This window comes from Shimia litoralis (assembly GCF_005518135.1).
Lineage (GTDB): Bacteria > Pseudomonadota > Alphaproteobacteria > Rhodobacterales > Rhodobacteraceae > Shimia_E > Shimia_E litoralis.
On record NZ_SULI01000001.1, the window covers coordinates 273868 to 292925 of the forward strand.

At 54.1% G+C, this 19058-nt stretch carries 19 protein-coding genes, 1 tRNA gene and 1 pseudogene; 10 read left to right on the forward strand and 11 right to left on the reverse strand.

Going from position 1 to position 19058, the window contains the following annotated elements; translation table 11 throughout:
• Window positions 1-242: 242 nt before the first annotated feature.
• The 5 genes and pseudogenes from FAP39_RS01250 (at window position 243) to rpoD (ending at window position 6814) form a co-directional block, all read left to right on the forward strand.
• Window positions 243-1673: pseudogene (locus FAP39_RS01250) on the forward strand (Glu/Leu/Phe/Val family dehydrogenase).
• A gap of 4 nt (window positions 1674-1677) precedes the next feature.
• Complete coding sequence (locus tag FAP39_RS01255; protein ID WP_212743395.1) at window positions 1678-2250, forward strand: DUF6151 family protein; 573 nt, start codon at window positions 1678-1680, stop codon at window positions 2248-2250.
• A 125-nt stretch (window positions 2251-2375) separates the two neighbouring features.
• The gene (locus FAP39_RS01260) at window positions 2376-2675 is read left to right on the forward strand and encodes a hypothetical protein (RefSeq protein ID WP_138014547.1); all 300 of its coding nucleotides are present in this window, start codon (window positions 2376-2378) and stop codon (window positions 2673-2675) included.
• Between the two features lie 79 nt (window positions 2676-2754).
• Window positions 2755-4716 carry a DNA primase gene (dnaG, locus tag FAP39_RS01265; protein ID WP_138014548.1) on the forward strand — a complete coding sequence of 654 codons (1962 nt, stop codon included), beginning with the start codon at window positions 2755-2757 and terminating at the stop codon, window positions 4714-4716.
• A 115-nt stretch (window positions 4717-4831) separates the two neighbouring features.
• Window positions 4832-6814: an RNA polymerase sigma factor RpoD gene (gene rpoD / locus FAP39_RS01270; RefSeq protein ID WP_138014549.1), complete on the forward strand. Its 1983-nt coding sequence runs from the start codon at window positions 4832-4834 to the stop codon at window positions 6812-6814.
• A 4-nt stretch (window positions 6815-6818) separates the two neighbouring features.
• On the opposite strand, the gene FAP39_RS01275 is transcribed toward rpoD, so the two are convergent.
• On the reverse strand, window positions 6819-7649 hold the full coding sequence (locus FAP39_RS01275; protein WP_138014550.1) for a hypothetical protein: 831 nt from the start codon (window positions 7647-7649) through the stop codon (window positions 6819-6821).
• 123 nt (window positions 7650-7772) lie between these two features.
• Between FAP39_RS01275 and FAP39_RS01280 the strand changes: the two genes are divergently transcribed.
• A complete protein-coding gene (locus FAP39_RS01280) occupies window positions 7773-8195 on the forward strand; it encodes a hypothetical protein (protein ID WP_138014551.1) in 423 nt (140 codons plus the stop codon).
• Window positions 8196-8252: 57 nt separating this feature from the next.
• On the opposite strand, the gene FAP39_RS01285 is transcribed toward FAP39_RS01280, so the two are convergent.
• From FAP39_RS01285 to trpA, 4 genes are all read right to left on the reverse strand, one after another.
• On the reverse strand, window positions 8253-8870 hold the full coding sequence (locus FAP39_RS01285) for a hypothetical protein (RefSeq protein WP_138014552.1): 618 nt from the start codon (window positions 8868-8870) through the stop codon (window positions 8253-8255).
• A 66-nt stretch (window positions 8871-8936) separates the two neighbouring features.
• Window positions 8937-10103 (reverse strand): alpha-hydroxy acid oxidase, encoded by a 1167-nt coding sequence (locus tag FAP39_RS01290; RefSeq protein ID WP_138014553.1) that lies wholly within the window; start codon window positions 10101-10103, stop codon window positions 8937-8939.
• Between the two features lie 149 nt (window positions 10104-10252).
• Complete coding sequence (locus FAP39_RS01295; protein ID WP_138014554.1) at window positions 10253-10954, reverse strand: hypothetical protein; 702 nt, start codon at window positions 10952-10954, stop codon at window positions 10253-10255.
• A gap of 4 nt (window positions 10955-10958) precedes the next feature.
• Window positions 10959-11750: a tryptophan synthase subunit alpha gene (trpA, locus tag FAP39_RS01300; RefSeq protein WP_138014555.1), complete on the reverse strand. Its 792-nt coding sequence runs from the start codon at window positions 11748-11750 to the stop codon at window positions 10959-10961.
• 237 nt (window positions 11751-11987) lie between these two features.
• On the opposite strand from trpA, the gene ychF reads away from it, so the two are divergent.
• From ychF to FAP39_RS01315, 4 genes are all read left to right on the forward strand, one after another.
• Window positions 11988-13085 (forward strand): redox-regulated ATPase YchF, encoded by a 1098-nt coding sequence (gene ychF / locus FAP39_RS01305; RefSeq protein ID WP_138014556.1) that lies wholly within the window; start codon window positions 11988-11990, stop codon window positions 13083-13085.
• A 104-nt stretch (window positions 13086-13189) separates the two neighbouring features.
• A tRNA-Ser gene (locus FAP39_RS01310) sits at window positions 13190-13279 on the forward strand.
• Window positions 13280-13762: 483 nt separating this feature from the next.
• A complete protein-coding gene (locus FAP39_RS17460) occupies window positions 13763-13939 on the forward strand; it encodes a hypothetical protein (protein WP_171006758.1) in 177 nt (58 codons plus the stop codon).
• A gap of 78 nt (window positions 13940-14017) precedes the next feature.
• Complete coding sequence (locus FAP39_RS01315; RefSeq protein ID WP_138014557.1) at window positions 14018-15400, forward strand: SLC5/6 family protein; 1383 nt, start codon at window positions 14018-14020, stop codon at window positions 15398-15400.
• 35 nt (window positions 15401-15435) lie between these two features.
• On the opposite strand, the gene FAP39_RS01320 is transcribed toward FAP39_RS01315, so the two are convergent.
• Genes FAP39_RS01320 through napG form a run of 6 tightly spaced genes read right to left on the reverse strand, consistent with a single transcriptional unit; the run spans window position 15436 to window position 19051 of the window.
• Complete coding sequence (locus FAP39_RS01320; RefSeq protein ID WP_138014558.1) at window positions 15436-15948, reverse strand: DUF2478 domain-containing protein; 513 nt, start codon at window positions 15946-15948, stop codon at window positions 15436-15438.
• A 21-nt stretch (window positions 15949-15969) separates the two neighbouring features.
• Window positions 15970-16092 carry a hypothetical protein gene (locus FAP39_RS17875; protein WP_281280223.1) on the reverse strand — a complete coding sequence of 41 codons (123 nt, stop codon included), beginning with the start codon at window positions 16090-16092 and terminating at the stop codon, window positions 15970-15972.
• Between the two features lie 29 nt (window positions 16093-16121).
• Entirely contained in the window at window positions 16122-16763 is a 642-nt protein-coding gene (locus FAP39_RS01325) for a NapC/NirT family cytochrome c (RefSeq protein WP_138014559.1), read from the reverse strand.
• 32 nt (window positions 16764-16795) lie between these two features.
• Window positions 16796-17239 carry a nitrate reductase cytochrome c-type subunit gene (locus FAP39_RS01330; protein WP_138014560.1) on the reverse strand — a complete coding sequence of 148 codons (444 nt, stop codon included), beginning with the start codon at window positions 17237-17239 and terminating at the stop codon, window positions 16796-16798.
• Window positions 17240-17261: 22 nt separating this feature from the next.
• Window positions 17262-18185, reverse strand: a complete 924-nt coding sequence (gene napH, locus FAP39_RS01335; RefSeq protein WP_138014561.1) for a quinol dehydrogenase ferredoxin subunit NapH — start codon at window positions 18183-18185, stop codon at window positions 17262-17264.
• Window positions 18185-19051, reverse strand: a complete 867-nt coding sequence (gene napG / locus FAP39_RS01340) for a ferredoxin-type protein NapG (RefSeq protein ID WP_138014562.1) — start codon at window positions 19049-19051, stop codon at window positions 18185-18187. Before napG ends, napH begins: the two co-directional genes overlap by 1 nt.
• Window positions 19052-19058 lie beyond the last annotated feature (7 nt).

Below are 19058 nucleotides of genomic sequence, written 5' to 3' on the forward strand. Positions count from 1 at the left end.
GCGGAACTTGGGCAAAACTGGTGCACTAATCGGGCTATTAATAAGAGGTTAATGGTATTTGCGCGCATTTGTGTACAATGCCTTGTTGGTCGCGTGATTGTTTCTGTCCGACCCTTGATTTGCCTAATTATTGTGCGAAGTGTGAAAAACCCCTTCGTCCTCATGGAATAATAGGTCATAGGGGAGGGGAGAGCTTCGAATGCGGCGTTGAGTCGCAATATCTGCTTGTCGGGAGGACAATGATGAGCATTCAAAAAGAACCGAGTTTCCGTGAAAGTGTGGATTTGATGTTCAATCGCGCTGTAGCGAAGATGGATCTTCCGCCGGGGCTAGAACAGAAAATCCGAGTTTGTAATGCCACCTATACTGTCCGTTTCGGCGTACGCTTGCGGGGCGAAATTCAGACATTCACAGGGTACCGGTCGGTGCACTCTGAACACAAAGAACCTGTCAAAGGCGGAATTCGCTTTGCGGTTGGGGTTAATCAGGACGAAGTCGAAGCGCTTGCCGCGTTGATGACCTATAAGTGTGCCCTTGTCGAAGCGCCCTTTGGAGGGTCAAAAGGCGGGCTGAGGATTGACCCCAAGCAGTACGATGAACACGAACTAGAGCGGATCACGCGCCGTTTTGCCTATGAGCTGGCCAAGCGTGATCTTATTCATCCGTCGCAGAACGTGCCTGCACCCGATATGGGCACAGGCGAGCGTGAAATGGCATGGATTGCCGATCAATATGCTCGCATGAACACCACGGATATCAATGCGATTGCGTGTGTGACAGGTAAACCACTGAATGCGGGTGGGATTTCCGGACGGGTCGAAGCGACGGGGCGAGGTGTTCAATACGCTCTCAGAGAGTTCTTCCGTGATGTCCGTGACGTCGAAAAAACGGGTCTCAGTGGCACGCTTGATGGCAAGCGGGTCATCGTACAGGGACTTGGAAACGTGGGCTATCACGCTGCCAAATTCCTGAGCGAAGAAGATGGGGCTATCATTACAGGTATCATCTAATGGGATGGTGGCTTGTATAACGAGGCCGGTCTTGATGTAGAGGCCGTACGTGCCTGGATCGGCAAAAATGGCGGCGTCAAAGGCTTTCCCGACGCGATCCATGCGCCGGATGGGGCGGTGCTTCTGGAAGAAGACTGTGACATTTTGATTCCTGCCGCCCTTGAGGGGGTGATCAATCTAAGCAATGCCGAGCGGGTCAAAGCCCCTTTGATCATCGAGGCGGCGAATGGGCCGATTACGGCAGGTGCGGATGATATCTTGCGCGTCAAGGGCACGGTGATCATCCCCGATATGTATGCCAATGCCGGCGGCGTAACAGTGTCATACTTTGAGTGGGTCAAAAACTTGTCCCACATCAGATTTGGCCGGATGCAACGCCGTCAGGAAGAAGCGCGCCATCAACTTGTTGTGGATGAACTGCAGAAAATCTCGGAGTCGATGGGCAACAAGTACACTTTGTCGGATCGCTTTAAGCAGAAGTATCTGCGGGGGGCCGATGAATTGGAATTGGTCCGGTCGGGCTTGGATGACACGATGCGTATTGCCTATCAATCAATGCGCGATGTCTGGCATGAACGCGGCGATGTCGAAGACCTGCGCACCGCGGCCTATCTGGTATCGATTGAAAAAGTCGCGGCCAGCTATCGCGCCAAAGGTCTCTGAAACGATGGCAGAGTGCAAAATCTCTTGCCAGTGCGGCACCCTTACGGGGGTGCTGCACGATGTGTCGCCAAAATCGGGATCGCGCGCGATTTGTTATTGCAAAGACTGTCAGGCCTTTGCCAGATATCTTGGTTCCGCCGAGCTTCTTGAAGAGTCGGGCGGCACGGATATTTATCAAACCCTGCCATCCAAAGTGACCTTTGAAACAGGCCAAGAGCATCTCGCGTGTTTGCGGTTATCCCCAAAGGGCTTGCTGAGGTGGTATGCTTCTTGTTGCGATACACCCTTGGGGAATACGCTATCGTCACCGCGTGTCAGAATGGTGGGTGTTCTGACCAAATGCATCAGCGATCCAGAAGCGTTGGGTCCTGTTCAGGCCATGGTCAACACATCCGGTGCGTCGGGTGAACCCGTTGAGGAAACCGGCCGTCGCCAAGTTATATTCGCCTTTTTGAAGCGCCAGATCGGCGCGATGTTGCGGCGCGATCACCAAACGCCCTTTTTTGATACATCGGGTGCGCTGGTTGTGACCCCCAAAGTTCTGACCAAAGAGGAACGGCAGGCCGCCACGCCTTGACCGGCGGCCAGAGATGGTTTTGGGGCAGGGGGGGCTTTGTCTCTAATTGTAAGAGGTGGGGTTGCAGGGCCGTGCGCATCCTGACATTTATAGACACTGCCTCTTGCTGCGAAAGGTAATCTCGGATGCGTATTCTCGTAATTTCTGCTTTGGTTGGCGCCACCGCATTGGCCACGCCCGTATTGGCCGGCAAAAAAGAGGACTGTCAACTTCAGGCCGATATTGTCAATCGCGCCACTGAGTTGCGTCTGGAGCGGACAAGCCAGCAAAAAGCGCTGGAAATCATGACCTCTGGCGATGACGCCGTGGCCGAAAAATACCTTGGGGCAGTGCCGCATCTGGTTGACTGGATCTATTCGCTCAAGCGCAAAGACCTCAAGCTTGAGCCGGGCAAATCCTATCTTGATGCCTGCCTCGCGCAATAATCGCCTATCCAATTTGCTGTCTTTTTCGGACCCCCGCGCGTTCTAGACAGATCGCAGCGCTGATCGGTATACTGTTTTCATGAGCTTGCCCCCCGGTTTCCTAGATGAATTACGCAGTCGTCTCAGCCTGTCACAGGTTGTTGGGCGCAAAGTGATGTGGGACACGCGCAAATCCAATCAGGCCAAAGGTGACATGTGGGCACCGTGCCCGTTTCATCAGGAAAAATCGGCATCGTTTCACGTCGATGACCAAAAGGGATTTTATTACTGCTTTGGGTGTCAGGCCAAAGGCGACGCGATTTCGTTCGTACGGGAGCAGGAAAACGTGGGCTTTATGGAGGCGGTCGAAATTTTGGCGCGCGAAGCTGGAATGCCCATGCCTGCACGCGATCCGCAGGCGCAGGAAAAGGCCGATAAGCGCACCCAACTCATCGAGGTGATGGAACACGCGGTGCAGTTTTTTCGCCTTCAGCTCAAAACCGGCGGCGGGGCCGCGTCACGAGAATATCTTGAACGGCGCGGATTGCCTGAGCAGGCCCGTGATCGGTGGGATATCGGGTTTGCACCAGATGCGTGGCAGGGGCTTTGGGATCACCTGATCGCAAAAAATGTACCACCCGAGCATATTCTGGCGTGTGGCTTGGCCAAACCATCGGCCAAGGGCGGCAAGCCATACGATACATTTCGCAATCGTATCATGTTCCCCATTCGCGATGCGCGGGGGCGGTGTATCGCCTTTGGCGGCCGCGCGATGGATCCCAATGATAATGCAAAGTATCTGAACTCGCCTGAAACGATGCTGTTTGATAAAGGGCGCAGCCTGTACAACCATGCGCCTGCGCGCAATGCGGCGGGCAAAGGTCAGGCACTTTTGGTTGCCGAAGGCTATATGGATGTGATCGCATTGGCCGAGGCGGGCTTCGAAGCATCTGTCGCGCCTTTGGGCACCGCCATCACCGAGTCGCAACTAGAGTTGCTTTGGCGGATTTCACCCGAGCCGGTGATCGCTTTGGATGGGGATACGGCAGGGTTGCGGGCGGCAATGCGGCTAATCGATCTCTCCTTGCCATTGCTTGAAGCCGGAAAATCCTTGCGGTTTGCGCTTATGCCCGAGGGGCAGGACCCTGATGATCTGATCCGAAGCAAAGGTGCAGGCGCGGTACAAAAAGTGCTGGATGCGGCGATCCCGATGGTCAAACTTCTGTGGCAGCGAGAGATCGAGGGCAAGGTTTTTGATAGCCCCGAAAGGCGCGCGGCATTGGATAAGGTCTTGCGCGAAAAGATCAAATTGATCCGCGACCCATCCATTCGTGCCCATTACGGAGAGGCCATCAAGGAACTTAGGTGGGAATTGTTCCGGCCCCAACGGGGCGCAGGTCAAGGCGCGCGCGGTAGTTTCAAAAAAGGAAAATGGCAAACCGGACCTGTCGTGCATGCCGATACCAAAGTGTCGATTTTGGCGGCCTCGGAGGGCGCGGTTGAAAACCGACTCCGCGAGGCCGTTGTGCTGGGGGTAGCATTGACCACGCCCGAGGTGCTGGATGATTTCGAATATGCGATCGAAATGATGGATTGTTTTGATCCTGAAGTGGCGCGCATGCGCGATGTACTGTTGCGCTATGCCCACAGTCCAGATCCGCGTATGGAAGTAGAGACTGCGCTTGGGGTCGAGGCCGTTGAAAAGCTGTTGCGCTATCCCCATGTGTCGATAGCGCCGGCCATTCGACATCCAGGAGATGTGGATTTGGCGCGTTTGACCCTGACCGAAGAACTCGACAAGCTCAAAACTGAACGCGGACTAACTGCGGAAATTGCGGATGCCGAAGAGGATTTGCGAGGGGTCGCGGACGAAGCTGTGACATGGCGTTTGGGACAGGCGGCGGAAGCACGAAACCGCGCCTTGCGAAGCCGACAGGAAGACAGCGGAGAATTTGAACTTGGTCCAAATGGCGCTGCCATCGACAAAGATGAACGAGAGGCGCTGGATGCGCTGAGAGATAGGATAGATTTCACCAGAGGCGGGCGCTCAAAGGGCGAATAAGTCACTTTGGTAAGGAACCGACAAATAAATCAGGGTAAACGGGTTGCGAATCACCCACTCGCGCTATTGATTCGGATTACGCGAATCACCCACGCCCTTGACGCAGGAGCATTACATGGCCGCCAAAGATAACGACGACCAGAAGACCGCCGATCAAGACGCCGAAATTTCTCTCGATATGAGTCAGACCGCCGTCAAAAAGATGATCGCTGAGGCGCGGGAAAAAGGCTATATCACATATGATCAGTTGAATCAGGTTTTGCCCCCTGATCAGGTGAGTTCGGAACAGATCGAAGACGTGATGTCGATGCTGTCCGAAATGGGCATCAACATTATCGAAGACGAAGAAGCCGAAGACGAAGAGCTGAAGTCTACCGCCGTGGTGGACACATCTTCGGCCAACCGCGAAGTCACCCTTGGGTCGGCCTCGTCGGAAAAACTGGATCGTACAGACGATCCCGTGCGCATGTATTTGCGCGAAATGGGCAGCGTCGAACTGTTGAGCCGTGAAGGCGAGATCGCGATTGCCAAGCGGATCGAAGCCGGCCGAAATACAATGATTGCTGGCCTCTGCGAGAGCCCGCTGACATTTCAGGCGATCACCATCTGGCGTGACGAACTTTTGTCCGAAGACATTCTGCTGCGCGACGTGATCGATCTTGAGACCACGTTTGGCAATCAGATGGGTGAAGACGAGGAAGAAGAAGCCCCCGTCGCTGATCCGGCAAACGTTGACGGTGCCCCCAAGAAAGACGACGGGCCCGAGTTGGACGCCGATGGCAACCCGATTGCCAAAGACGACGATGATGACGAAGACGAACAAGCCAACATGTCGCTTGCCGCGATGGAAGCCGCGCTTAAGCCACGTGTGTTGGAAACGCTTGATCTGATCGCGCGGGATTACACGCTGTTGTCTGAAATGCAGGATGTGCGGATTTCGGCAACACTGAACGAAGACGATACGTTCAGCGACAAAGAAGAGAAGACCTATCAAACGCTGCGGTCCGAGATTGTGTTGTTGGTGAATGAACTGCACCTGCACAACAACCGGATCGAAGCCTTGATCGACCAGCTGTACGGCATCAACCGCCGTGTGATGCAAATCGACAGCGCAATGGTAAAACTGGCGGATCAGGCGCGTATCAACCGCCGCGAATTCGTAGATGCCTATCGCGGGCGCGAGCTGGACCCAACGTGGCTCGAGGATATGGCTGAAAAGCCGGGCCGTGGATGGCAAATGTTCATGGAGCGCTCGACTGACAAGGTTCAGGACTTGCGCAATGACATGGCGCAGGTTGGCCAGTATGTAGGTTTGGACATCAGCGAATTCCGCCGGATTGTACAGCAAGTTCAAAAAGGTGAAAAAGAAGCGCGTCAGGCCAAAAAAGAGATGGTCGAGGCAAACCTGCGCTTGGTCATCTCGATTGCCAAAAAATACACCAACCGTGGATTGCAATTCCTTGACCTTATTCAAGAAGGTAACATCGGCCTGATGAAGGCCGTGGACAAATTTGAATATCGTCGCGGGTACAAATTTTCGACATATGCCACATGGTGGATTCGTCAGGCGATCACGCGCTCTATTGCAGATCAGGCCCGCACGATCCGTATTCCGGTGCACATGATTGAAACCATCAACAAACTGGTCCGGACAGGTCGCCAGATGTTGCATGAAATCGGTCGTGAACCCACACCTGAGGAACTCTCTGAAAAGCTCCAGATGCCGCTTGAGAAAGTGCGCAAGGTGATGAAAATCGCCAAAGAGCCAATCAGCCTTGAAACCCCGATTGGTGACGAAGAAGACAGTCAACTGGGGGATTTCATCGAGGACAAGAATGCTGTGCTGCCTTTGGACAGCGCCATTCAGGAGAACCTCAAGGAAACCACCACGCGGGTTCTGGCGTCCCTTACTCCACGCGAGGAACGTGTTCTACGGATGCGCTTTGGGATCGGCATGAACACCGATCACACGCTCGAAGAAGTCGGCCAGCAGTTCAGCGTCACACGCGAACGGATCCGTCAGATCGAGGCCAAGGCGCTGCGAAAATTGAAACACCCAAGCCGCAGCCGCAAGCTGCGCAGTTTCTTGGACCAGTGATAGATTACGGCGCCTCCGGGCGCCGTATTTTTTCGCGCAAGCAGATTACTGTTCTCAGATTCCAATAGTTGCTAAGATACGTGGCTTTCTCTGCGGTTGCGACGTCGGCTGTAATAAAGGCATCACAATGAAGCCCAAATGCGATGTGCTGGCAGTCGATATAATCATGTTCGCCAGCTTCAGCGGCTATTGGTTTTTGCTTTCGGAGCCCCTTGGATTGTCCGATTCCCATTAGGCTGAGCACTCCACAAGCGATCTGAATTTCTGAAAATGATGTAAGGTTTTCTGGAAAAGCTTTTTGAAACTCTCGTAGATCATCGCCACAGAGAGAATGTGCAATTGTATTAATGGGGTTTTGATCGTCGCTAGGGTATTGCTTTTTGACTTGGCTTTCGGTCCGGGCCCAAACTTGATCTATATCCCGAATGCTTAGCCGTCTGTCTTTTTGATACGGGCTGATAGCTTGGCTGTCGAACGACACTGGCACTCCAGTTAGTTCGCGAATAATGGATTGCATCGTGATCTCAGCGTTTTGGTCGGCACCTCCTCCATGCATCATTGCCCAGAGTTTCCCCATTGGCGCGACATCAAAGTCCGTGACTTGCTGAAAAGCCAAGTTGGCATCTTTTGGGGATGCCAACACTTTATCGTCTCGCTGGGATAAATGGAGCGCGTTTTGAGAGCTTAGAAAGTCTAACTCTGGCGTTGGGTTATCTGCATTTTTCCAGTCAAGCAAATGGGCGTCGGAATAGACCAATGTGAAGTCGTTCAAAGGTGTATTTGAGTGCATGAAGGTGCTCAGTACACCAGTATCCAAATATAGCATTGGTTTCACAGAAATAGCTTTCAAATAGTCATTTTAGTGTTCGGTCAGAATATTGATGATCAACACCATGTATGTTGGACATTATACTGAACAAATCTTACGATGCTTAACACGTATTTAACGAGGTTCCCCATGCACACACGTTCTCTTATTGTCTCTGTCGTTGCAGGCAGCCTGATTGCCAGCGTGGCTGCAGCCCAGTTCGGCTATATCCCGTGGCGGGTGAACCAGCTGCCGGGGAAGGGGAACTTTGAGGTGATCGAAGGGGCAGGGTCCGGCAATCAGCGGTATTGGTGTGAAGCGGCTAAATATGCGGTGGGTCCACTGCGCTCGCGCGGGAATGTGCGGATGTATATTCTGAACCCGGAAGGTCCTGCCAAAACCCAAGGAAATTCCTATGCGGTTGGGTTTACCTTGAACCCAAGTCAGGCGGTATTGGATGCGGCCAACAAACCGGGTGATGGGGGGAACTATTCCGTTTCGGTTTCCAAGGTGGGCTATAATCTAAGCGTGAGCCATGCGCATGGGTTCTGTACGATGAACGTTCTGTTTTAAGAACTATCCGGTCAGGAAACGGTTGTTTTGCCATGACGCAGCGCCTTGTCGGGCGCGCTAGAACGCCGTTTGCAACATGCCGCCTGCATCCAAGAGCCGATCATACAATGCAAAATCGTCGGGCTTGGCCGCGCGCAGTTTGGCTTCTACGTCAGGCGAGATTTCTGCGGGCACATCCGGCGATACATTTTGGGCCTTGAGCTGGATCGTGTCTTGGAAACGGTCTTCTAGAAATCCGTGAATGCGGGGCTGGTTTTCATACTGAAACAGCCGATGTACGCCCAGTGACCCGTCCTCGAGCGTCAAAAACCGGTACTGGCTTCCGATCTTGGCGGCGGGCGAGGGGCTGTCGCTGATCACGTCCAGCACATATTCGTCAAAAGACTTGCCTGCTGTGCTGCGGATGTGCGCGCCCATTCGTTCGGGGCTGCGAAATTTGTACCAGCTACGAATTTGGTCAACAGGATCGCGCATCACCGCCATGATCTCGGGGCGAATGCGATATGACTCTGCCAACAGCGGCGCAATCTGGGTTTGAAACTTGCTGGCGGTCATGTGCTTCACACCTTTGGTGAAAATCACATCGGCCCGTTTTCGCAGGGTGAGTTCATAGGCTGTGCTGCCCGTTTTGGGAACAGAGAGAAAAGCCAGTTTTTGTTTGAAAAATACAAGCATCGCCAATTACCTAACTATCAGGCGCTAGTATCGCGCGCCTGATAAGGGGTGTCAAAGGGCGGTGGCTTAAGATTGCCAACGGCCTTCGAAATTCTCGGGGATCAGCAGAATGTCACGGTCGAGGTCAGACACCTTTTGGCGGCCACATAACGCCATTGAGACATCCAGCTCTTTGTGGATGACCTCAAGCGCGGTTTCGACGCCTTTTTGACCCATCGCGCCAAGCCCATACACAAAGGCACGGCCGATATAGGTGCCCTGGGCCCCCATCGCCACGGCTTTGAGCACATCTTGGCCAGATCGAATGCCGCTATCCAGATGCACTTCGACTTGATCGCCGACGGCCTCGAGGATGGAGGGCAGGGCGCGGATCGAGCTTAGTGCGCCGTCAAGCTGGCGACCGCCGTGATTGGACACGATGATGGCATCAGCCCCAACCTTGAGCGCCATTTTGGCATCTTCAGCATCAAGAATGCCCTTGAGGATCACCTTGCCGCCCCATTGCTCTTTGATCTTGGCGATCTTGTCCCAATCCAGCGTCGGATCAAATTGTTCTGCAGTCCATGCGCCCAGGTTCGCCGCATCAGAAATCCCATCGACATGGCCGACGATATTGCCAAAGTTGCGCCGCTTTGCCCCCAGCATTTCAATCCCCCATGACCATTTCGTCATCAGGTTGGCGATGGTTTTCGCCGTCAGTTTGGGTGGGGCAGACAGGCCGTTTTTCAGATCTTTGTGACGTTGTCCCAGAATCTGTAAATCCAAGGTGATCACAAGGGCCGAACAATTTGCGGCGCGCGCGCGCTCGATGAGCCGGCTGACATAATCGGTGTCACGCATGGTATAGAGCTGAAACCAGAAAGGTTTGGTGGTGGCCTCGGCGACGTCTTCGATCGAGTTTATCGACATGGTCGACAGGGTGAAGGGCACACCAAATTTCTCGGCGGCGCGCGCTGCTTTGATTTCGCCGTCAGCACATTGCATGCCGGTCAAACCAACAGGTGCCAATGCCACGGGCATGGACACGTCCTGGCCGATCATCTGACTGGCGGTCGAGCGTCCAGACATATCCACGGCCACTCTTTGGCGAAGATAGATGTCATCAAAGTCAGAACTGTTTTCGCGAAACGTTTGTTCGGTCCAGCTGCCGGATTCGGCATAGTCATAGAACATGCGTGGCACACGTCGCTCATAGATGCGCTTTAGATCATCAATGCAGGTAATCACGGGCATTTTGGTGGCTTTCCCTTGGTATTGGTAAATCTTATTTACCAATATGGGGTGTTTTAGGCAAGTGCGGCATTGCGCGGCAGGTAATCGCCATGGATTTGAGCATGCGTGATTGAAAATTCGAAGCGGATTTGAGGTGACTTCGCGCAGAGTTAGAGTGTGCGAGATGTCAAAAATGACAAGCTTAATGCCGTCGCTGTCAAAAGTGCCGTTGCCAATGAGAAACACGTTGCAACGGCAAACAGAATGCCTTGCACAATCAGGCCCGTCTCGGAGTGTACCACCTGCTCAAGTTGACCCATGACCACAAAGCCGACAATCATCACCACACATGGTCCGGCCATAAAGCGCGGCACAAACTGTGCAAACGTCGCTTTGCCCCGCGAGAATGCCGCGCGAAGAGAGGTGTCGCTACGCTCGGCGCAGGCGGGCAATACGCTGCCAAAAAGGCCCAGCACACAGGCAAATGCAGGCATAAAGATTAGAGCACCCAGTATTGTCTGTGCCACGTCAGACGTAGACGGATCGTTAGATGCGAAGCCGAGGACGCTCAAAGTCATGAAAGCACCGGTCATCAACATCATCAAGATCATGAAAATGCCGACAAAACGCAGGATATATCCCGCAATCGGGATTTTCGACCCATCCGCGCCTTTTGTGCTTAGCGGGTCGGACCACGTGTACACTTCGTTCAGCTGGATCATGCGGTGCGTGTAGAGCATGGTGAGGCCCGAAAACACCAATGCGACGATACCGACCGCGTGCATCATCATTTCGATCATCACCACAACAGCCAGCACCACCACAAAAAAGGCGATGTTCCGGCGCAGTGTGGCGAGGGCAAGGGTATACATCGGATCAGGCGCTGTGGGCGCCGTCGGCCAATGACTTCACAAATGCCAAGATTTCTGATGTGGGCTTGCCTTCGGCGATTTGGGCCACAATCGCGGATCCGACGACGGTGCCATCGGCGACTTGGGCAATTGCCTTGGATTTTTCTGGGGTGTTGATGCCAAATCCAACAATCACAGGAATGTCTGTCTTGGCTTTGATGCGGGCGACTTCGGGGGCCACATCAGAGGCTTGGGCTTCTGCGGCGCCGGTGATCCCGTTGATCGAGACATAATACACAAAGCCAGACGTGTTTTGCAGCACCTTTGGCAGGCGCTTGTCGTCGGTGGTTGGTGTGGCAAGGCGGATAAAGTTCATGCCCGCGTTTTGCGCAGGAATGCAAAGCTCGTCGTCTTCTTCTGGGGGAAGATCCACCACAATCAACCCATCCACGCCGGCCGCCTTGGCGTCGACCAGAAACGTATCCACGCCGCGATTATAGATCGGGTTATAGTATCCCATCAACACGATCGGTGTGGTGGTGTCTTGCTTGCGGAACTCGGCCGCGAGATCCAGCGTCTTTTGCAAGGTTTGCCCCGCACCCAGCGCACGTTGTGCCGCCAACTGGATTGTGGTGCCGTCTGCCATTGGATCGGTAAAGGGCAGGCCCAGTTCGATGATGTCGACGCCTGCCGACGGGAGCCCTTTGACCACTTCGAGGGAGCGATCAAAATCGGGATCACCCGCCATGACATAGGCCACAAAAGCCTTTTTGCCTGCAGCATTAAGTTCAGCGAATTTGTCATCAATGCGAGTCATCAGGGTGTCCTTGTCTGCGTTCCTTAACGATGTGCCGCAAAAGGGCAGGGGAAATCAATGCCCGCAAGGCCGAAAACGCCAATAGATATGCTTGCGGGGGGGGCAGTGGGCTAAATTTCGACGTCTGGCGCGCGATTTGGCACCTAATCTACCTCGCGGAAGGGTTCTGGGCGCTGCAAACCTTGCCTTGTTCGGTCTTGGGACGTATGAGCGGCTGGATGGATATAGGAGGCCGAAATGGGCTTTAAGATGGGGATTGTGGGGCTGCCCAATGTTGGCAAATCCACCTTGTTCAACGCGTTGACAAAAACCGCTGCTGCGCAGGCTGCGAATTTTCCGTTTTGCACGATCGAGCCGAATGTCGGCGAAGTCGGTGTGCCAGATGCGCGACTGGACAAACTGGCCGCGATTGCGGGATCAAAGCAGATCATTCCGACACGCATGACGTTTGTGGATATCGCCGGATTGGTTAAAGGCGCGTCAAAGGGTGAAGGCTTGGGAAACCAGTTTTTGGCCAACATTCGCGAAGTCGATGCCATTGCCCATGTGCTGCGCTGTTTTGAAGACGGCGATGTGACCCATGTCGAAGGCCGGGTTGATCCCGTGGCTGATGCTGAAACCATCGAAACTGAATTGATGCTTGCGGACATCGAAAGCATTGAAAAGCGTCTGCAAAATATTGTGCGCAAGGTGCGCGGTGGCGACAAAGAAGCCGTTCAACAAGAGCGCCTCTTGCGCCAAGCCCTCAGCGTGCTCGAAGATGGTCAGCCCGCCCGCGTGGTCGATGTGGACGAGGACGATGTCAAAGCATGGAAAATGCTTCAACTGTTGACAACCAAGCCCATTCTCTACGTGTGCAATGTTGGCGAGGCCGAAGCCGCAGACGGAAATGACTTTTCGGCGCGTGTCGGAGAGATGGCGGCCGCGCAGGGGAATTCCCATGTGATCATTTCCGCCCAGATCGAAGAAGAAATCAGCCAGCTCGAAGACGACGAAGCCGAGATGTTTTTGTCGGAAATGGGGCTGGAAGAGGCCGGTCTGGCGCGTTTGATCCGCGCAGGATACGAATTGCTGCATTTGGAAACTTATTTCACAGTGGGCCCCAAAGAAGCGCGTGCATGGACGATTAAACACGGTACCGCTGCCCCGCAGGCTGCAGGTGTGATCCATGGTGACTTTGAAAAAGGGTTCATTCGGGCTGAAACCATTGCTTATGATGATTTCTTGACCTGCGACGGTGAACAGGGTGCAAAGGAAGCTGGCAAGATGCGCGCCGAAGGTAAGACCTATGTCGTCAAGGATGGCGACGTGCTGCACTTCTTGTTCAATACCTAATTTCCACACGACTGAGCGGGGCCATATTGGCCTCGCTTGATGTTCTCAAAAAAATTCAAATTTCCCTCTTGCCTCCCAATCACCACGAATATAGACGGGTCGACGGAGACGTGGCCGAGTGGTCGAAGGCGCTCCCCTGCTAAGGGAGTATACCGGGAACGGTATCGAGGGTTCGAATCCCTTCGTCTCCGCCATTACCATATTTTGGCAAGAAAACCCCTATAATATCTTGAATGGTATGGTGGGTGGTGTTCGAAGCCCGTCATTTGGGCAAAAGTAATTTGCTCTGCAAAGGCCAGATCTTATGATCTTCCTTTGGGAGGTCGGATTTTCGCTTTTCCATATTTTTCAACGGCTTGGCGAAAATCGTAGTGCGTGTTCGAACATTGCTCAATTGATGCTCTAAGAAATTGCGTAAGATTTTGGCGGTGTTCCATTACCTTTCGTAAAGGGTAATTGGGACGCAATCCGCTCGTTGAAAATGGAGACGCCCCTTGCTGCCTACATTGGAGGTGATGATACTGCGTACCGATCCGCACATTGTCGCCTGCGGGTCCGTGTGGCCCGAAATCTTACCTCGGATGGGGTAAACAGCTATTGTGGTTTGCCATGGTGTAGCGCACGGTGGACTCGGGTTGGCTGCACGACAATCAAATGAGTGATAAAGGGGACTGGACATGAAACATGTACCGAAAGAAACCACCGACCAGGATCTAATCCAGCAATTTCTTGATAATGGCGGGCAGGTGAATGTCGGTAAAACCAAACCGATGCCTTATGATCTTGGGATCAGCAAAAACACGTGGAACAACAAGCTGACCAAAGAAGAAAAAGCCGCGAAAGACACCAAGTAAACTGTCGTCACGTGGACGTGAATCGCAGTTGAACGAGGTCTCTGATAGCCGATCTTCGAACGTCGCACGAGGATCCGCATGCAACCTATACTCATTTTCTCTGTCTTTGCCCTGATAGTATTGGCGACACTGTGGGTCTCTCCGCGTCAGGTGTCGGTATCTGCATTTTTCAAAGGCCAAGGTGCACTTGGACAAGCCCCTAGCCTGTGGACTTTGGTTCTGAGTCAGGTGACGACTTGGATTTTTGCACGCTCTTTGATGAATGCTGCAATTTTGGGATACTATTACGGCATTGCAGGGGTGTTGGCCTATGCGGCGTATTACGGGTCTTTTCTAACTGGGGGCTTTATCGTCGGGCGCTTGCGAAGACAGGGTGCGGGCTCTGTTCAAGAGTGGTTGACGTCACAATACGGCGCGCTGGGAACTGCGTGCTATAACCTCGTGATTGGCTTGAGATTGCTTTCAGAGGTATTTGCGAACCTCATTGTGGTGGGTTTGATTTTTCGTGCCGTACTGCCCGAGTATGCAGTGTCCGCGAACATAGTTGTCGTCAGCTTTGGGCTTTTGGCACTGGCGTATTCGGCATGGGGCGGCATGGCTGCGGCCTTGCGCACGGATGTGGTGCAGATGGTGTTTTTTCTGGTGGTGTTTGGCGCTGCGTTCGTGTCCTTGATCCTGATGCCTGACTTTGATCTCTCCAAAGTTCTGACGGCTGAGGGGGTAGCGGGTGCGCACAACGGTTGGGTGCTATTGGGTGTGGCGGCTCTTCAGGTGTTTTCATATCCAGTGCATGATCCGGTGATGATGGACCGCGGGTTTGTCAGCGACGACACAACTACGCGCAAGAGCTTCTTACATGCTTTTTGGATTTCTAGCCTTTGCATCGTGACGTTTGGGTTTTTCGGTATTCAGGCATCGTTGCAAAACCTGGCCTATGACACTCAGCTGATTGGCACGTGGTCGGGCATGTTTCCGACATGGGTGTTTGCGGCCCTCATGATCTCTCTCTTGGTTTCGGCGCTGTCGACGCTGGATTCGGCGTTGTCGTCTGCAGCCCGCTTGGTTGTCGAGGAACTCGGCCTTGCCCCGCGCAGCTTGAAGGGCGGGCGGATGTCTATGTTGGTCTTTGCGTGTCTTGGGGCTGTGTTGACCTTGTGGGGCAACCAAAGCCTGTTTGATGCCGTGGCCGTGTCGGGCACTGCGTCGATGTTCTTGACGCCCGTCATTCTGGTCGGTTTGATCTGGCAGCGTCGCATTGCGCTTTGGGCGTATTGCACAAGCTTTGTGGCCGCTCTGATCGGGGCCGGTATGTATTTTTTTCGCGATCATGAGAGCGTCGCGACCGTTCTGTATGACGGCCATAAGTACGAGCAATTGCTGCAGATATGTGTGGTTGTCCTGCTGATCGGGTTTTCGGCGGTGGCAGTGGGGTCATCCAAGCCACGCGCCGTCTCAGCATAATGCAATCAAACAGGAATACTCTTGCGTCGCTTTTGCTAGGCAGTCGCGTGATCTGGCGTCTGAATCCAATTGACCAAGCTCGCGAGGTCAGGAGCCAGCTGTTGAGCGGCGCCATCGCAAAACGTATTCAGTGCGTCGACGTTTAACTTGTTCGCACCCACTAACACCGGCACGCCATTGGCCAAAGCTTTGCCGATGGTGTCACGGAAACCACGGCCTTCGGCCTCGTGCTTGCCGAATTTGTTGACGATCAATAAATCGATATGGCCATCAAGCGCCTGATCCGAGAGCGCAACGGCCTGCTCCAGTGCCTCGGGATCAAGGCGACATCCGCGCGCGTTCTTGCCCAATGATTGCGAAATCCGGATTGTTGGGCCGTCGGGCAAAACCATCACGTCCATATCACAGCGGTCATCGGTTTCGCGGTCAATGTCGACCTGAACCGTGCCGCACAGGCGCAGGCCTTGACCGGTCAATACACGCGCCAATTCCGCCAGAAGAAGGTTGGTTTCGCCGCGTCCGGGCGCAAGAGTATACGCGATTTTCATAACAGTTCCTTGGGGGTGATATCAGGTGTCAAACGGCGTTGGGTGTGCTGTCGAAACTGGCACAGATGACAGGCCCTTGATGTGATCGCCACAAGCCACCGCATCTGACGCGGTGGCTTGTGATGTGTTTGTGAAGGTGATCATGCGCGATCTCGAAATCTGTCGCGTACGCGTTAGTGACCTTCGAATTTCTTAGCGACTTCTTTGTATCCATCAAGATACCCCTCAGGCAAGCTGTGGGCGATGCCTTGGTGACAGTCGATACAGGTTTTGCCTTCGTCCAGCGCCTTTTGGTGGTTTTCCGCTGCGCGGTTCTCTTGCTGGGTAAAGTCCATGTATTCGAACTTGTGACAGTTGCGGCATTCGCGCGAGTCTGTCTTTTTCATCGCGGTCCACACCCGTTTCGCAAGGTACAGGCGATGTTCCTCGAATTTCTCGGGGGTGTCCACAAATCCGCTGACAAAGTGGCCATAGAGTTCTTGCGAAGCTTGGACTTTGCGGATCATCTTGGGGCCCCATTCTTTGGGCACGTGACAATCCGGGCAAGTCGCACGTACACCGGACGAGTTGTTCTGGTGCACGGTGCCTTGGTATTCGGCGTACGGCGTGTCGTTCATCTCGTGACACGAAATACAGAACTGTTCGTTGTTGGTTGCTTCAAGCGCCCAATGAAAGCCGCCCCAAAAGAAAATTCCGGTCAAAAAGCCCGCAATCAGCAGCGCGCCCAATGAAATCACCCCTGTGGGGGACCAGAACCATTTCCACGTGCGCACAATAAAGCCGGGGCGAGGGTCTGGAGTGTTGTTATCTGTCATAGTTTTGTTCCTTGCACTCTGTCACGCGCGGCTTAGTTGCCGGTTGAACCCTTGAAGGTGTTGTCGACCAATGCTGGCGCATCGGCTTGGGGAACGTGGCACTGGTTACAGAACCAGCGGGTGCCCGCAACGCGATCAAGTTGATTGCCAGAGCGATCCATATAGTGGGTCATCGACAATGTGGGCGCATTGCGCTCGCCGGCCGTGGTCCAGTCATGGCAAGACAAGCAACGGTTGGCCTTGAGATCAATTTGATATTGATCGATCGAATGGGGCACCAAAGGCGGCTGTTGACGATAGTTGCGGGTGAAACGCTGTTCGTCTTGGTGAAAGACGTCTTCTACCCCGATGGCTTCGTCTACTTGGGCGCCGCGCAATGATTTGACGCTATCGCCGGTAGATTGGGCGATGGCAAAGCCTGAGACGGCGAACAGGGCCGCTGCGGCGATGGCGCTGATGATGGCTTGCTTTTTCATGGTGTTTACTCCGTTAGCTTGCTTAGGCGGCTTTGCTGGCCCCGGACGCAGGTTGAGTTCTGGTTCGACCCTCACGGCCGGGAACGGGCGTGTCGTCAAAACGGTGAGTGAATTTGAAGACGTCCATGGCACAGACGTCGATGCATCGACCGCAATTGGTACAGTCGGGTGAAAGGATCAGGGGGGTATCCCCGTCTTTGCCGCGCAGGGCAGGGGTGATGACATGCATTTCGGGACAAACCGCAAAACAATCCATGCAGTCGTCACAGGCGGACCGTTCGACCGCTGAAATGCGCACGACGGATTTGGTGCCGAGCAACCCGTAAAAGGTTCCGACTGGGCACAGATGACCACACCAGCCGCGGCGCGACACAAACAGATCAAAGATAAAGACCGCGACCACAAAGGCCCATGCAAAGCCCATGCCAAAGATCAGACCACGATGCAGCATCGAGATCGGGTTTACGAATTCCCATGCCACGCTGCCTGTGATGGCCGAGACGGCCAACACCATGCCCAAAATCCAATAGCGGGTGTTGTGTTTGGGCTGCCAGCCTTTTTGCATGCCCAGCTTTTCGTGCAACCAATGCGCCCCGTCTGTGACCGGATTAATTGGACAGACCCAGCTACAGTATACCCGTCCGCCAATCAGCGCATAGGCCACCCCCACGATTATGGCACCAATCAAGGCAGTGGTTTCGGGCCAGTGCTGGCCGACGATAGATTGCAGCAAGATAAACGGGTCGGTCAGCGGCAAAATGTTGAAGGTCAGTGATCCCGAGAGATTGCCTTTGACCCACCAAATGCCAAACCACGGCCCCAGTAGGAAAAGCGACAAAAAGAAAATCTGGGTTGCGCGCCGCAACAGCAAGAAGCGGTGTGCACGCAGCCATCCAAATTCCTCGATGGCCTCTTGACCGACAGGCAGTTTTGTCTTGGCGCTCATTAGTTTGACCCTCCTGCGGTAGGAAAGGAAAAGCTTGGGGAGAACCCACCATCCATATTGGCGTCTGGTATTCCGGTGGCATCTGGCGTGTATCCGCCGGGCGCCACGAGGTTGTCTGTGCCGGGGCCAGGCAAACGGTCGGGCAGATCAATGATGTCATCCACCATTGGGTTCGGGTCTTCCCAGCCCAATTTATAGTGGTCTGCAGCCTCGGCCATAGCAACACGGCGGGGCAGAATTTTGATGGCGGATTGTCCTGGCAGAACACAGGATTTTTCGCATTTGCCACAGCCGGTGCATTTGTCGGAATGCACTGTGGGCATGAATATCGCATGGTGACCCGAACGCTCGTTATGGCGGCGCTCAAGGGTGATAGCTTCGTCGATGACGGGGCAGACGCGGTAACACACATCACAGCGCAGACCGAGCGCATTCAGACATTTTTCTTCGTCGATCAAGACAGCAAGGCCCATGTCGGCGTCGTCAATATTGGTCAGTTCTTTATCAAGCGCACCTGTTGGGCAGGCGGCGACACAGGGAATGTCTTCGCACATTTCGCAGGGCACATCGCGGGCCGTGAAAAACGGCGTGCCCGTGGCAGCTCCGTCATAGCCGAGTTCAGCCAGAACCAATGTGTCGTAAGGACAATCGCGCACGCACAATCCACAACGGATACAGGCGGCGAGGAATTCTTTTTCGTCAAGCGCCCCTGGTGGGCGGATCGCTTGCGGAGGCAGCGCGCGTGCATCGGTTGCAAACTGCGCAAGGAACATGCCCGCCACCGTACAACCCGCCGCAGCACGTGCCGAGTCTTGCAGAAATCTGCGTCGGTCCATGGAGGAAGGTTTGCGTTTGGTGGCGGACATTTTCTTT